This window comes from Nocardia sp. CA-129566, from assembly GCF_050956075.1.
Classification (GTDB): Bacteria; Actinomycetota; Actinomycetes; order Mycobacteriales; family Mycobacteriaceae; genus Nocardia.
Genome location: NZ_CP192085.1, coordinates 1,101,232 through 1,114,422 on the forward strand (window position 1 = coordinate 1,101,232; position 13,191 = coordinate 1,114,422).

The following is a 13,191-nucleotide window of genomic DNA, read 5'->3' on the forward strand; positions in this document are numbered from 1 at the left end:
GGGGCGGTTAGACATCCCAGGTGCGTAAGTTGTCAAGCGGCTTGGGTGTTTTGTTGGTGTGCCCAGGCGGTGTGTTCGTTGTAGGGGGTGTGGTGGTGCAGGCAGCCGTGGAGGATGCCGACGAGGCGGTTGCCGAGGGCGCGTAGGGCTTGGTGGTGTAGGTCGCCGGCGGTGCGGTGGTGGTCGTAGTAGGCGCGGGCGCCGGGGCTTTGGGTGAGGGTGCAGAAGGCCCATTGGTCGATGGCGTCGTAGAGGCGTCGGTTGCGGACGTGGCGGGCCAGTACGGCGCGTTTGCGCCCGGACGCGATGGTCAGGGGTGAGGTTCCGGCGTAGTTTTTGCGAGACTTGGTGGTGGTGTATCGGTTCGGGTCGTCGCCGAACTCGCCGAGCACCCGGGCGCCGAGGATGACACCGAGTCCTGGCAGGGAGAGGTAGATGTCGGCGTCCGGGTGTTTCTCAAAATGGTTCGCGAGTTCGGCTTCGAGGTCGTGGATCTGGGTGTTGATCGCGGTGATGATGGCGACCGCGGCGCGGGTGGTCGTGGCGAACGCGGTGGTGACCGCGTCGGTGGCGTGCAGGTGTTCGGCACGCAGCGCGGTCTGGATCTGTGTGGCTCGGGTGTCGAGATTGCGTTGGCGCCCAGCGCGTTTGATCGTGGCAGTGATCGCGGACAGGCTCAACCGGGCGCCCTCGGCGGGGGTGGCGGCGCGGGCGAGCACGGCCAGGGCGTCGCGGTCGGCGAGGTCGTCGAAGGCGGCCAGGGCTGCGGGGTAGTACTCGCGCAGCGCCGAGCGCAAGGCGTTGGTGTGGCGGTTGCGGGTCCAGATCAGGTTCTGGTGTCCGCGGGCGAGGACTTTGATCGCTTCGGCTTGGGGGCTGTCACCGGCGATCGGGCGGTGGTTGTGCCGGTCGGTGCGCACCAGATCGGCGAGTAGCTTCGCGTCACCAGCGTCGGACTTCGCGCCCGAGACGTGGTGTCGGTCGCGGTAGCGGGTGACCGCGAGCGGGTTGATCGCATACACCTGATATCCGGCCGCGACCAGCGCGTCGACCCACAGGCCACGATCGGTTTCGATGCCGATCACCACTTGGTCCGGCTCGGCGGCGTGCGTGGCGAGTAGGTCGTGGAACCCGCTGATCCCGGCCAGCCCTTCGGGTAGGCGCCGCGCAGTAAGCTTCTTGCCGTTTTCGTCCATCACATGGACATCGTGATGATCCTCGGCCCAGTCATCGCCGACGAAGATCATCGATCACCTCCTCAGGCGCGAATAGACCGAAAATGTTGGAGCCCAAGGCGACCCGGCGGCGACCTAATGGATCAGTGCTCAACTCGGCACGACACCCCATCAGCGCTACAGGCAGCCTCACCGACCGGCCGGGGCACGATCTAACCCTAGGAATCGACACTCGTTCCTGGTGGGGGGAGTGCTCACCGACCGGCGGCTCGGGCGATCAGCTTGCCTACCACCGACCACTACCGGCGGTAGGCTCGCCGATCAACTCCCATTAGGTTGGTGACGGCGTCGGTGATGATGTGAGTGTCGCCGAGTGGACAGAGAGGTCGGCATATGCGCGCAGCCCAGGTCAGCAAGCTGGAGGGGCCGGAAGCGATCGAGGTCGTCGAGATCGCCGAACCCGCGGCCTATCCCGGGAGTGTGGTCATCGATGTGCACGCGGCCGGGGTGGCTTTTCCCGATGTGCTGATGACGCGCGGTCTGTACCAGATGAAGCCGGAGCTGCCGTTCGTCGTGGGCGGTGAGATCTCCGGGATCGTGCGCGAGGCTCCGGAGGGTGCGCACGTCGAGGCGGGCGACCGGGTGGTCGCGCTGACGCTGCTCGGCAATGCCATGGCCGAGGTGGCGGTCGTACCGGCGCAGATGGTGTTCCGCCTGCCGGACAACGTATCGCTGGAGGCCGGGGCCGGGATCCTGTTCAACGATCTGACCGTGCACTTCTGCCTGCGCAACCGCGGCAGGCTGGCCGCGGGGGAGACCGTGCTGGTGCACGGCGCGGCCGGTGGCATCGGCACCTCGACGCTGCGCATGGCGGCGGCGCTGGGGGCGGGCCGGGTCATCGCGGTGGTGAGCACCGAGGAGAAGGCGGCCGTCGCACGCGCCAACGGCGCCACCGATGTGGTGCTGACCGACGGCTGGCTCGCGGCGGTCAAGGAACTCACCGGTGGTCGCGGTGTGGATATCGTGCTCGATCCGGTCGGCGGCGACCGGTTCACCGACAGCATCCGCAGCCTGGCCTCGGCGGGTCGTCTGCTGGTGGTCGGCTTCACCGCGGGCGAGATCCCCACGGTCAAGGTGAATCGACTGCTGCTGAAGAACGTCGAGGTGACCGGCGCGGCCTGGGGCGAATGGGTAATGACCCATCCGGGCTACCTGACCGAACAGTGGGCCGAGGTCGCGCCCCTGCTGGCTTCCGGCGAGATCACCCCGCCGGAGCCCGTGCTCTACCCACTGGAGCGCGCCGCCGAGGCCGTCGCCTCCCTGGACAATCGCACCGCCACCGGCAAGGTCGTCGTCACCCTCGCTGATCATTGAGCCGCCGGGCACGAATCGGCACGCCGCGCATGGATTCTCCGGCTATTCGTTGCGCGGCGCGACAGATCATGCGCACCGGTACGGTGATCTGATCATGGAGTTGGCCCACCCGTCGCCCTCAGGGAATCGCTGCGCAGATGCTGTCTGATCGAGTACTGAATCGGACCTTGCTCGCGCGTCAGCATCTGCTGGAGCGTTCGACGCTGAATGTGTTCGAGATGTGTGAGCATCTGGTCGGATTGCAGGCGCAGGATTCACCGCCGCCGTTCGTCGGATTGTGGAGTCGCATAGCGGATTTCGATCCCGCGACGGTTTCGGTCGGGCTGGAGGATCGCGCGCTGGTGCGGATCACGTTGATGCGCGGCACGATTCATCTGGTGACGCCGCCGGATGCGCTGCGCATCGCCCCGCATATTCAGCCAGAGCTCGAAAAGGTCCCCTTCCGAAAGGGTTTCAACTACGGCGCGATGGTCGGGTTGGATCCGGATGAGGTGCGCGAGCACGGTGAGGCGGCGCTGGGCGATGCGCCGATGTCGGCGGCCGAGCTGCGCGCCAAGGCCGCGGCGATCTACCCGGATCGCGATGCCGGTGCGGTGCTGCAGACCTGGCTGTACCAATTGCCGGTGCTGCAGACCCCGCCGCGCGGCAAGTGGAAGGACAACAGCAGGCCGGTGTGGTCCCGCGTCGAACCCTGGCTCGGCGCACCGCTGGATCCGAGCTATCCGCTGGCGGAGTTGGTCTTTCGCTATCTGCGCGCCTTCGGCCCTGCCAGCACCATGGATATGCAGACCTGGTCGAAGCTGACCGGTATGAAGGCCGCCGTGGCGCAACTCGGCGACCGCCTGCGCACCTATACCGACGAGCGCGGCCGCACCCTCTACGACGTCGCCGACGGCGAACTCGCCGATCCGGACCTGCCCGCCCCGGTCCGTTTGCTCGGCTGGTACGACAATGCGATCCTGTCCCATCAGGATCGGTCCCGAATCGTGCCCGACGGCGCGGCGCCGCCACTGCGCGCATTCGCCGCCGCTGTTTCACCGGTCCTGGTCGACGGCTTCCTCGCGGGCTTCTACAAGATCTTCCTGGAGAAGAGCGTCGCCCGACTGCGCATAACGCCGATCAGGAAGTGGACGGCCGCGGAGCGACGGGCAGTGGACGCCGAAGCGCATGCACTGGTCGGGTTCCTGGAGGCCGATAAGCAGCCGAGCGTCGAAATCCTCGATGTGGACGCCGATTTGCGGCCCTGACGAGGTTGGCAGGCCCGCTCGCTCCGCCTATATGCCCGGCACTACACCGAGCGCGATTGCCGCCGCACCCGGACCACGGGCAACGGTTGACCGGGTCCGGCCACCATCTGCTCGGCGATATCGACCACCACCAGCACGGCCGCGGTGAGTCCGACCACGGCGATGGCGGGCAGCATCGACGACACCAGCGCGACGACGATCAAACCCAGCGCCGCCGCGATGCGGGTCGTGGCCACATTGCCCAGCATTCGCCACCGATTCACCACCAGGGCCATGAGGAACAGCGCAGCGCCGCCCGGTGCCAGTGCGGCGGCAACACCGTGTGCGATGTGACCGGGATCGGCCACCGCATGACCCAGCCCGACCGCCACCGCGACCAGCCCGGCCACCAGTCCCAAATGCCCATAGCTCAGCACATCTCGCACGATCAACCCGGGCGCGGGCATGGTTGTCAGCGCGTGCTCGAGCAATCGCGCCGAGCGATGGAAGTAGATCCACCACAGCCCCGCGCCGACCAGGAAGGCCAGCGCCAGCGTGGTCACCACCTCCGGATCGAGGTCGGTCGATGCGGCCTGCGCGCCCGCGTCGACCACCGATTCACCCAGCGCGATAATGATGAACAGGCCGAACCGCTCCACCAGATGTGAGACCCCGATCGCCCGGTTGCGCACGGCCCGCCCGTACAGCAGCGGTGCGCCCAACTGCACCACCAGCGCTCCGGTCCAGACCCAGATGCGCGTATGTTCCGGCAGCGGTGCGCTCGCGAAAATCGCTATGGCCGTGACCAATCCGATGCTGAACGGATTGATGGCGGTCTCGAAGCCGTGGGTGCGGGTGACGGCGATGAACAGCACGATGCGCAACAGCAGATGCGCCCCCGCGAAAACCAATGCGGCCCCGCGTGGTTGATCCAGTGCGGCGGGCGCCGCCACCGCCATCAAGTAGATGAACAGCCCGCAGCTGAACAGCACGAGACGTTGGGCATTGGTCTCCTCGACGGTATTCACCAGGATGGTGACGCCGACCCAGCCCCACCACAGCGGTGCGAGCAGGACCAGGGCGTGGCCGAGGGTGGCGATCGAGGTGTGCTGGCCGAGCACATGCGCGGTCTGGGTGACCGCGAAGACCAGGACCAGATCGAAGAACAACTCGGCCCAGGTGGCGCGGGCATGGGGTGTGGCGGTGGTGGATTCGGCAGGCTCGCTCATCGAAGTCTCGTACTCGGTGACACAGGATTACGAGACTAGATGGGGTCAGTGCTCCGGGTTGTCTCGGTAGGCGGGTGCTTTGGTGGTCCCGGTCGGTGTCAGCGTGCGCAATAGCGGCAGCGTCCGGTGCGCGATGACCGTCGACAGCACGATCACGCTGTGCGAACGCACCACCGAACTCGTCCGGTCGATACTCAACAGCACCGCCTGCAGCCCGGCATGGGAATCCGCGCCGATCCGGCACAGCACATCACCGGAGCCCGTGGTCGCATACGCCTCCAAAACCCCTGGAATCGCGTCGAGTTCGGCCGCCACGGTATCCAGCGCACCCTGTGCGATCTCCAGCGTGACGAAGGCCTGCACATCGAAACCCGCTGCGGTGACGTCGATTTGTGGATCATAGGACGCGATGACGCCCGACTCCTCCATCCGTCCGATGCGCGACTGGACGGTGGCGCGCGCGACCCGGGTGCGCCGGGACAGTTCGAGAATGCCCGCCTTCTGATACTCGTGCATCGCGGTGAGGATGGCGAGATCGAGTTCATCCAGTTTCGCGGGCGTGCGCGACATGACGGCCTCCGTTCGGGGCGCGACCGGCGTGATGCGGGTCACTGACGATGCTATTCAAATTGTCCAGCATCAGGGGTGAGTTCCTAGCCGAATTCGCCACAGTGTCTATCGAAAATCGGTGATGTTGCCTATCCAGGGGGGCGGCGATTTCCTTGGATCATGACCATCGAGCACCTGCCGAACTCCCAGCGACACAGCGGCCCGCTGCCCACCGACGGCGAGCTGCGCAGGCTCGTCGGGCTCGTCGATCACGATGACGCCGTCGATCCGTTTCCGGTCATCGGCTGGGACGCGCTGGTCTGGGTGGTCGGCAACGCGACCCAGACCGCCCACTTCCTGGAGTCCGCCTTCGGCATGCGGCTGGAGGCCTACTCGGGCCCGGAGACCGGCAACCGCGATCACAAGGCCTATGTGCTGCGCAGCGGCGCGGCCAGATTCGTCGTCACCGGCGCGGTCGCACCGGACAGCCCGCTGGTCGCCCACCACGACCGGCACGGCGACGGCGTCATCGATATCGCGCTGGAGGTGCCGGATGTGGACCGCTGCATCGAATGGGCGCGCACGCACGGCGCAACGATTCTGGCCGAACCACATGACGACACAGACGAATTCGGCACTGTCCGGTCGGCGGCACTGGCCACCTACGGCGAGACCAGGCACACGCTGATCGATCGCTCCAGGTATTACGGGCCGTATCTGCCCGGGTATATCGCCCGCCGCTCCGCCTATCAGCCGCGGCCCGGCACGCCGACCCGGCTGTTCCAGGCCATCGACCATGTTGTCGGCAATGTCGAGTTGGGCATGATGGACGAGTGGGTCGAGTTCTACCGCCGGGTCATGGGTTTCACGAATATGGCCGAATTCGTGGGTGACGATATCGCCACCGAGTACTCGGCGCTCATGAGCAAGGTGGTGGCCAATGGCAATCACCGGGTGAAGTTCCCGCTCAACGAACCCGCGGTGGGTAAGAAGCGTTCCCAGATCGACGAATACCTCGAGTTCTACCGCGGTCCCGGCGTGCAGCACATCGCACTGGCCACCAGCGACATTCTCGAATGCGTCGATGTATTGCGCCGCGAGGGCGTCGAATTCCTCGATACACCCGACACCTACTACTCCGATCCCGAACTGCGCGCCCGCATCGGCCATGTCCGCGTCCCGGTGGGCGAACTGCAACGCCGCGGCATCCTGGTCGACCGCGACGAGGACGGCTATCTACTGCAGATATTCACCAAACCGCTCACCGACCGCCCCACCGTCTTCTTCGAACTCATCGAACGCCACGGCTCTCTCGGCTTCGGCAAGGGCAACTTCAAGGCCCTGTTCCAAGCGATAGAACGCGAACAAGCGGCGCGCGGCAATCTATAACAGCGCATCGGTTCGCCAGATCACCGCACTACCAGCCACAACGGAGCGAGTCTTACGAGCGACCCGTTCGCGGCCCGTCTCGCGTCCGAGTCGTCGAAGCGCATGCGCCGCAGGCGCGAGTCTCGACGGCTCGGACGCGAGACTCCCGGGGGCCGCGAACACGCGGCGCCCGCGCCGCCAAAAACTCAGTAGAGTTCATCGCATGCGGATCCCGTCGGCGATCGTCACCGGTCTGGCCTTGGCATTGACGCTAGCGGCGTGCGGCTCGGACGGTGACTCCGATTCCTCGAATGCCCCGTTGCGGCCGCCGCCGAAGGTCGCCACGCTCGGCCCGTTCGTCGGTGAATGTGGGCATGTCACCGAACAAGAGGTTCGCGATATCGCCGGACTGACCCAGCTCGCGCGGGTCTATCGGAACTCGGTCGGCTGCAATTTCCAGGCCGCCGGACTCGCTTCGCCGAGTGTCACTTTCGCGTCGTATCGGGGCAGCCCGATCGATCGCGAGAAGGCCTGGGTCTCCAATGTCGGCCGCAATCCCGAGACCATCGATGTCGGCGGCCGCAAGGGATTCCAGGCGCTCGACCCCGGCGGTGCGGTCTGCGATCTCGCGGTGCAGCTCAACGACGACTTCTTCGAATGGTCGATGTCCTATGGACTGTTCTCCAGTCAGGGCAATCCGTGTGACCGGACCCGCAAGCTGGCCGAGTTGACCGTGCAGCGGCTGCAGTGAGGGGAGCACAGATGAGTTCACGTCCGGGCCTGCGGATCGCGGCCGTCGCCGCCACCGTGTGCGCGGTCGCGCTGAGCGCTGGTGGCTGCGGTAAGACCGTCACGGGCTCTGCGCATCCGGCGGGCGGCAGCGGAGCCACCACGGTCAATTCCAACTTCGACAAGCTGCTGCGTGAATGCGAGGTGGTCGGGCTCGACCAGATCGGTTCGGCGGTGGGCAATGCGAAGGTCGTCTCGCCATCGTTCAACGGCGCGGTCTGCATGTGGGATGTCGAGGACGCACCCGGCGGCTCGGCCATGGTCACCCTCAACTGGTACGAGGAAGGCTCACTGAATAACGAGAAGTCCAATAACGACAAGCTGGGCTACAACACCGAGAACATCACCGTGCAGGGGCGGCGCGGTCTGAAGACGACCCGTCCGAACGATCCCGACTCGTGCGGGGTGAGTGCGGGCGCCGCCGATACCGGCATCATCGGCTGGTGGATCAACTACCGACCGGGCGGGCATCCCGATCCGTGTGCCGGTGCCCAGAAATTGGTCGAGCTGACCCTGAATCTGGCCAGGTAGCCCGGCCGGTGGTAGTGGCCCTCCGGTCGCGTCGACCGACCCCACTTTGACCATGTGTCGAGGCCACGGGTATCGTGGATCGCTGTGCCCGGAAGCATGCGGGCAAGTTCGTGCGCAAACGTAGGCCAGCGAAAGCGGCCGACCTTTCCGGCGTGCCCGGAATTCGGACTATGTCTTGCGTGCGACACGCCCGACCTCGGGACGCGAGAAACGTGGCCGGACGTGCGAGTGAAGACTCGATGACCGCAGCGTGAACGACGGACCCGGAGGCGGTAGCTTGCGTGACCACGGAGGGTCCCGAGAGCGCTGCCAAATGAACACAGACATGAAGTTCCAGACACCGCGTTAACTAATTAAGGAAAGCCGGTCTATGCCAACCATCAACCAGCTGGTCCGCAAGGGTCGTCGTGACAAGGTCGCCAAGACCAAGACCGCGGCCCTCAAGGGGAGCCCGCAGCGTCGTGGCGTGTGCACCCGCGTGTACACCACCACCCCGAAGAAGCCGAACTCCGCGCTGCGCAAGGTCGCGCGTGTTCGCCTGACCAGCGCGGTCGAGGTCACGGCCTACATCCCGGGTGAGGGCCACAACCTGCAGGAGCACTCGATGGTGCTCGTTCGCGGCGGTCGTGTGAAGGACCTTCCGGGTGTCCGCTACAAGATCATCCGTGGCTCGCTCGACACCCAGGGTGTGAAGAACCGCAAGCAGGCCCGCAGCCGTTACGGCGCCAAGAAGGAGAAGAGCTGATATGCCACGCAAGGGCCCCGCACCCAAGCGTCCGTTGATCAACGACCCGGTCTACGGTTCGCCGCTGGTTACTCAGCTGGTCAACAAGATCCTGCTGGACGGCAAGAAGTCCACCGCCGAGCGCATCGTCTACGGCGCGCTGGAGCAGGCGCGCGAGAAGACCGGCACCGATCCGGTCGTCACCCTGAAGCGCGCGCTCGACAATGTCAAGCCGTCGCTCGAGGTGAAGCCTCGCCGCGTCGGTGGTGCCACCTACCAGGTGCCGGTCGAGGTTCGTCCCGGCCGCGCCAACACCCTGGCGCTGCGCTGGCTGGTCAACTTCTCGCGCGCCCGTCGCGAGAAGACCATGGTCGAGCGCCTCGCCAACGAACTGCTCGACGCCAGCAACGGACTCGGTGCTTCGGTGAAGCGCCGTGAGGACACCCACAAGATGGCCGAGTCCAACCGGGCCTTCGCGCACTACCGCTGGTGACGTCTGCCCGGCCCGTCGTTTTCTGGGTCGGGAGGCAGAGTCGGAATGCGGCACTTACCTGCCGCTTCCGGCGTTGACATAGAGACGACCACTGGGTCGTCCCCGAAAATCCCAACTAGCTACGAGCGGGGAAGATTTCCGTGGCACAGGACGTGCTCACCGACCTGAACAAGGTCCGCAACATCGGCATCATGGCCCACATTGATGCGGGCAAGACGACCACAACTGAACGCATCCTCTTCTACACCGGTATCACCTACAAGATCGGTGAAGTCCACGATGGTGCCGCCACCATGGACTGGATGGAGCAGGAGCAGGAGCGTGGTATCACCATCACCTCCGCGGCGACCACATGCTTCTGGAACAACAACCAGATCAACATCATCGACACCCCCGGGCACGTCGACTTCACCGTCGAGGTGGAGCGGTCGCTGCGCGTGCTCGACGGCGCCGTTGCGGTGTTCGACGGCAAGGAAGGCGTCGAGCCGCAGTCCGAGCAGGTGTGGCGTCAGGCCGATAAGTACGGCGTGCCTCGGATCTGCTTCGTCAACAAGATGGACAAGCTCGGTGCGGACTTCTACTTCACCGTGCAGACCATCAAGGACCGCCTCGGTGCCAAGCCGTTGGTCATCCAGCTGCCGATCGGCGCTGAGGACACCTTCGAGGGCATCGTCGACCTGGTCGAGATGAACGCCAAGGTCTGGAAGGGCGAGACCAAGCTCGGCGAGAAGTACGAGATCGAAGAGATCCCGGCCGATCTGCAGGAGAAGGCCGAGCAGTACCGCCAGGAGCTGCTCGAGACCGTCGCCGAATCGGATGAAGCGCTGCTCGAGAAGTTCTTCGGCGGCGAGGAGCTCTCGATCGAGGAGATCAAGGGCGCCATCCGCAAGATGACGGTCAACTCCGAGCTGTACCCGATCCTGTGTGGTTCGGCGTTCAAGAACAAGGGCGTGCAGCCCATGCTCGACGCCGTGATCGACTACCTGCCGACCCCGCTGGACGATGGTGGCACCGACGGCCACGTCCCGGGCAAGGAAGAGGAGATCATCCACCGCGACGCGAACACCAGCGAGCCGTTCTCGGCGCTGGCGTTCAAGATCGCCGTGCACCCCTTCTTCGGCAAGCTGACCTACGTCCGCGTGTACTCGGGCAAGGTCGACTCCGGCGCCCAGGTCATCAACTCGACCAAGGGCAAGAAGGAGCGCCTGGGCAAGCTGTTCCAGATGCACTCCAACAAGGAGAACCCGGTCACCGAGGCCGTCGCGGGCCACATCTACGCGGTCATCGGCCTGAAGGACACCACCACCGGTGACACCCTGTGCGATCCGCAGAACCAGATCGTGCTCGAGTCCATGACCTTCCCGGACCCGGTCATCGAGGTCTCCATCGAGCCGAAGACCAAGTCCGACCAGGAGAAGCTGGGCACCGCGATCCAGCGTCTGTCCGAAGAGGACCCGACCTTCTCGGTCAAGCTCGACCAGGAGACCGGCCAGACCGTCATCGGCGGCATGGGCGAGCTGCACCTCGACATCCTCGTCGACCGCATGCGGCGCGAGTTCAAGGTCGAGGCGAACGTCGGCAAGCCGCAGGTGGCCTACCGCGAGACGATCACCAAGCCGGTCGAGAAGCTCGAGTTCACCCACAAGAAGCAGACGGGTGGCTCCGGTCAGTTCGCGAAGGTCATCATCGCCCTCGAGCCGTTCGTCGGCGAGGACGGTGCTACCTACGAGTTCGAGAACAAGGTCACCGGTGGCCGCGTGCCGCGCGAATACATCCCTTCGGTGGACGCGGGCGCGCAGGATGCCATGCAGTACGGTGTGCTCGCGGGCTACCCGCTGGTGAACCTGAAGGTCACGCTGCTCGACGGCGCGTACCACGACGTCGACTCGTCGGAAATGGCCTTCAAGATCGCCGGCTCGCAGGCCCTGAAGGAAGCGGCCCGTAAGGCCGGTCCGGTGATCCTCGAACCGCTGATGGCGGTCGAGGTCATCACGCCCGAGGATTACATGGGCGATGTGATCGGCGACCTGAATTCCCGCCGTGGCCAGATCCAGGCCATGGAGGAACGCAGTGGTGCCCGTGTCGTCAAGGCGCTGGTTCCGCTCTCGGAGATGTTCGGTTACATCGGCGATCTGCGGTCGAAGACCCAGGGCCGGGCGAACTACTCCATGGTGTTCGATTCGTACGCGGAGGTTCCGGCCAACGTGTCGAAGGAGATCATCGCCAAGGCGACCGGCGAGTAGTGTCTTCGGGCGCTACGCAGGCTCCGCGCCTGCATGATCGGGGCAGGTGCAAGACTTGCCCCTATCAGCCGGGAGTCAGCACGACCCCCAATATGTAAACCGCACTGCTGCAACTGCACGCACCAACAAGTCCAGGAGGACACCAAGTGGCGAAGGCGAAGTTCGAGCGGACGAAGCCGCACGTCAACATCGGCACCATCGGTCACGTCGACCACGGCAAGACCACGCTGACCGCAGCGATCACCAAGGTGCTGGCTGACAAGTACCCGGATCTGAACGCGGCGTTCGCGTTCGATCAGATCGACAAGGCGCCGGAGGAGAAGGCTCGTGGTATCACGATCAACATCTCCCACGTCGAGTACCAGACGGAGAAGCGCCACTACGCTCACGTCGACGCGCCGGGTCACGCCGACTACATCAAGAACATGATCACCGGTGCGGCGCAGATGGACGGTGCCATCCTCGTGGTCGCCGCGACCGACGGCCCGATGCCGCAGACTCGTGAGCACGTGCTGCTCGCCCGTCAGGTCGGCGTGCCCTACATCCTGGTTGCGCTGAACAAGTCGGACATGGTCGAGGACGAGGAAATCCTCGAGCTCGTCGAGATGGAGGTCCGCGAGCTGCTGGCTGCCCAGGAGTTCGACGAGGACGCGCCGGTCGTGCGTGTTTCCGGTCTGAAGGCGCTCGAGGGCGACCCGAAGTGGACCGAGTCGATCGTCGAGCTCATGGCCGCGGTCGACGAGTCCATCCCGGACCCGGTTCGTGAGACCGACAAGCCGTTCCTGATGCCGGTCGAGGACGTCTTCACGATCACCGGTCGTGGCACCGTCGTCACCGGTCGTGTCGAGCGCGGCATCATCAACGTGAACGAGGAAGTCGAGATCGTCGGCATCCGCGAGAAGAGCACCAAGACCACCGTCACCGGTATCGAGATGTTCCGCAAGCTGCTCGACCAGGGCCAGGCTGGCGACAACGTCGGTCTGCTGGTTCGTGGTATCAAGCGCGAAGATGTCGAGCGTGGCCAGGTTGTCGTGAAGCCGGGCACCACCACCCCGCACACCGAGTTCGAGGGTCAGGCCTACATCCTGTCCAAGGACGAGGGCGGCCGCCACACCCCGTTCTTCAACAACTACCGTCCGCAGTTCTACTTCCGTACCACGGACGTGACGGGCGTTGTGACCCTGCCCGAGGGCACCGAGATGGTCATGCCCGGTGACAACACCGAGATGTCCGTCAAGCTGATCCAGCCGGTCGCCATGGACGAGGGTCTGCGCTTCGCGATCCGCGAGGGTGGCCGCACCGTCGGCGCCGGTCGCGTCACGAAGATCATCAAGTGATTCACTGAATCGCTTTTCGAACGGCGTCGCTCCGAAAGGGGCGGCGCCGTTCGGCGTTTCGGGGGACATCTGGTGAAAAGGTGGGGTGGGCAGGGGATTTCGGGGTTATCGTCGGAGTGAGGCCCTCGGCGTTCGTACGGGGCCGCTCTTGCC

General features: G+C 65.3%; 12 protein-coding genes. 9 read left to right on the forward strand and 3 right to left on the reverse strand.

Going from position 1 to position 13,191, the window contains the following annotated elements; all coding sequences use genetic code 11:
- Positions 1-32: 32 nt before the first annotated feature.
- Positions 33-1,247 (reverse strand): IS110 family transposase, encoded by a 1,215-nt coding sequence (locus tag ACQP0C_RS05255; RefSeq protein WP_433725344.1) that lies wholly within the window; start codon positions 1,245-1,247, stop codon positions 33-35.
- Between the two features lie 321 nt (positions 1,248-1,568).
- Between ACQP0C_RS05255 and ACQP0C_RS05260 the strand changes: the two genes are divergently transcribed.
- The gene (locus ACQP0C_RS05260; RefSeq protein WP_433731059.1) at positions 1,569-2,549 is read left to right on the forward strand and encodes an NADPH:quinone oxidoreductase family protein; all 981 of its coding nucleotides are present in this window, start codon (positions 1,569-1,571) and stop codon (positions 2,547-2,549) included.
- Positions 2,550-2,686: 137 nt separating this feature from the next.
- Positions 2,687-3,796, forward strand: coding sequence for a winged helix DNA-binding domain-containing protein (locus ACQP0C_RS05265; protein ID WP_433731061.1), 1,110 nt, complete (start codon positions 2,687-2,689; stop codon positions 3,794-3,796).
- 41 nt (positions 3,797-3,837) lie between these two features.
- Here the strand turns inward: ACQP0C_RS05265 and ACQP0C_RS05270 are convergent, their stop codons facing one another.
- Positions 3,838-5,004, reverse strand: coding sequence for a low temperature requirement protein A (locus ACQP0C_RS05270; RefSeq protein WP_433731063.1), 1,167 nt, complete (start codon positions 5,002-5,004; stop codon positions 3,838-3,840).
- Positions 5,005-5,049: 45 nt separating this feature from the next.
- Positions 5,050-5,574 carry an Lrp/AsnC family transcriptional regulator gene (locus tag ACQP0C_RS05275; protein ID WP_433682530.1) on the reverse strand — a complete coding sequence of 175 codons (525 nt, stop codon included), beginning with the start codon at positions 5,572-5,574 and terminating at the stop codon, positions 5,050-5,052.
- Between the two features lie 159 nt (positions 5,575-5,733).
- On the opposite strand from ACQP0C_RS05275, the gene hppD reads away from it, so the two are divergent.
- The 7 genes from hppD to tuf all read left to right on the forward strand — a co-directional run bounded on the left by hppD (position 5,734) and on the right by tuf (position 13,038).
- Positions 5,734-6,942: a 4-hydroxyphenylpyruvate dioxygenase gene (gene hppD / locus ACQP0C_RS05280; protein WP_433731065.1), complete on the forward strand. Its 1,209-nt coding sequence runs from the start codon at positions 5,734-5,736 to the stop codon at positions 6,940-6,942.
- A 202-nt stretch (positions 6,943-7,144) separates the two neighbouring features.
- A complete protein-coding gene (locus ACQP0C_RS05285; protein WP_433731067.1) occupies positions 7,145-7,672 on the forward strand; it encodes a DUF3558 domain-containing protein in 528 nt (175 codons plus the stop codon).
- 11 nt (positions 7,673-7,683) lie between these two features.
- A complete protein-coding gene (locus tag ACQP0C_RS05290; protein WP_433731069.1) occupies positions 7,684-8,241 on the forward strand; it encodes a DUF3558 domain-containing protein in 558 nt (185 codons plus the stop codon).
- A gap of 370 nt (positions 8,242-8,611) precedes the next feature.
- The gene (rpsL, locus tag ACQP0C_RS05295; protein WP_014353064.1) at positions 8,612-8,986 is read left to right on the forward strand and encodes a 30S ribosomal protein S12; all 375 of its coding nucleotides are present in this window, start codon (positions 8,612-8,614) and stop codon (positions 8,984-8,986) included.
- Between the two features lies 1 nt (position 8,987).
- On the forward strand, positions 8,988-9,458 hold the full coding sequence (gene rpsG / locus ACQP0C_RS05300; protein ID WP_014353063.1) for a 30S ribosomal protein S7: 471 nt from the start codon (positions 8,988-8,990) through the stop codon (positions 9,456-9,458).
- Between the two features lie 140 nt (positions 9,459-9,598).
- Entirely contained in the window at positions 9,599-11,701 is a 2,103-nt protein-coding gene (fusA, locus tag ACQP0C_RS05305; RefSeq protein WP_433731071.1) for an elongation factor G, read from the forward strand.
- Between the two features lie 146 nt (positions 11,702-11,847).
- Positions 11,848-13,038 carry an elongation factor Tu gene (gene tuf, locus ACQP0C_RS05310; RefSeq protein ID WP_357471446.1) on the forward strand — a complete coding sequence of 397 codons (1,191 nt, stop codon included), beginning with the start codon at positions 11,848-11,850 and terminating at the stop codon, positions 13,036-13,038.
- The last annotated feature ends 153 nt before the right edge of the window (positions 13,039-13,191 follow it).

Excerpts from the sequence above, each read along its gene's own strand:
- ACQP0C_RS05255 (WP_433725344.1), bottom strand. The coding sequence starts at position 1,247 with ATGATCTTCGTCGGCGATGACTGGGCCGAGGATCATCACGATGTCCAT.
- ACQP0C_RS05260 (WP_433731059.1), top strand. The coding sequence starts at position 1,569 with ATGCGCGCAGCCCAGGTCAGCAAGCTGGAGGGGCCGGAAGCGATCGAG.
- ACQP0C_RS05265 (WP_433731061.1), top strand. The coding sequence starts at position 2,687 with ATGCTGTCTGATCGAGTACTGAATCGGACCTTGCTCGCGCGTCAGCAT.
- ACQP0C_RS05270 (WP_433731063.1), bottom strand. The coding sequence starts at position 5,004 with ATGAGCGAGCCTGCCGAATCCACCACCGCCACACCCCATGCCCGCGCC.
- ACQP0C_RS05275 (WP_433682530.1), bottom strand. The coding sequence starts at position 5,574 with ATGTCGCGCACGCCCGCGAAACTGGATGAACTCGATCTCGCCATCCTC.
- hppD (WP_433731065.1), top strand. The coding sequence starts at position 5,734 with ATGACCATCGAGCACCTGCCGAACTCCCAGCGACACAGCGGCCCGCTG.
- ACQP0C_RS05285 (WP_433731067.1), top strand. The coding sequence starts at position 7,145 with ATGCGGATCCCGTCGGCGATCGTCACCGGTCTGGCCTTGGCATTGACG.
- ACQP0C_RS05290 (WP_433731069.1), top strand. The coding sequence starts at position 7,684 with ATGAGTTCACGTCCGGGCCTGCGGATCGCGGCCGTCGCCGCCACCGTG.
- rpsL (WP_014353064.1), top strand. The coding sequence starts at position 8,612 with ATGCCAACCATCAACCAGCTGGTCCGCAAGGGTCGTCGTGACAAGGTC.
- rpsG (WP_014353063.1), top strand. The coding sequence starts at position 8,988 with ATGCCACGCAAGGGCCCCGCACCCAAGCGTCCGTTGATCAACGACCCG.